This is a genomic window from Paenibacillus sambharensis (assembly GCF_003233845.1).
Classification (GTDB): domain Bacteria; phylum Bacillota; class Bacilli; order Paenibacillales; family Paenibacillaceae; genus Paenibacillus_I; species Paenibacillus_I sambharensis.
The window spans coordinates 1-702 of the sequence record NZ_QKRB01000002.1; the positions used below are offsets into that span (position 1 = coordinate 1).

A 702-nucleotide genomic window follows, 5' to 3' on the forward strand; every position below is an offset into this window, starting at 1 on the left:
GACTCGTTTGGTGATGATGGCGGAGGGGATCCACGCGTTCCCATCTCGAACACGACCGTTAAGCCCTCCAGCGCCGATGGTACTTGGACCGCAGGGTCCTGGGAGAGTAGGACGTTGCCAAGCGGGAGCCTTTATGGCGTCCTTATAGTAAGAAATTAGGGTTGGAGCTGGCGCATAAGGCGAAGGCTGCAGCAACATGAGGGCCTTTAGCTCAGCTGGTTAGAGCGCACCCCTGATAAGGGTGAGGTCGGTGGTTCGAGTCCACTAAGGCCCACCATCTGAACAACTTGATATGGGGCCATAGCTCAGCTGGGAGAGCGCCTGCCTTGCAAGCAGGAGGTCAGCGGTTCGATCCCGCTTGGCTCCACCAAAAAAAAGCATTAACTTATTATGCTTATGACTCCAATATTTAAATGTTGAATGTCATAGTGAGACATGATAAGATGTATTTCCTGCCGATGAGGCAGAAGCTGCTTTAGCAGCGAGAGGGTTTGAGTAGTTAGGTCTTTTCTGAAGTGATTCGGAGAAGCTTAATCGACGAAAAACCTTTGCACCTTGAAAACTGGATAGCGAATGAAAGTCTAGAACATCGCTGCTAACTGCGACTCACATAAGCGAGTCGAACAGTTACAGCCAATTAGCTGATTAGTTCTAACCGTAATGGAACGATCTAACGATCTCCCATTACACAGCGAAGGATGT

At 49.6% G+C, this 702-nt stretch carries 2 tRNA genes and 1 rRNA gene; all 3 read left to right on the forward strand.

Going from position 1 to position 702, the window contains the following annotated elements:
* The first annotated feature begins 6 nt into the window (after positions 1 to 6).
* Positions 7 to 123, forward strand: a 5S ribosomal RNA gene (gene rrf / locus DNH61_RS00010).
* Between the two features lie 77 nt (positions 124 to 200).
* Positions 201 to 277, forward strand: a tRNA-Ile gene (locus DNH61_RS00015).
* A gap of 17 nt (positions 278 to 294) precedes the next feature.
* Positions 295 to 370, forward strand: a tRNA-Ala gene (locus tag DNH61_RS00020).
* Positions 371 to 702 lie beyond the last annotated feature (332 nt).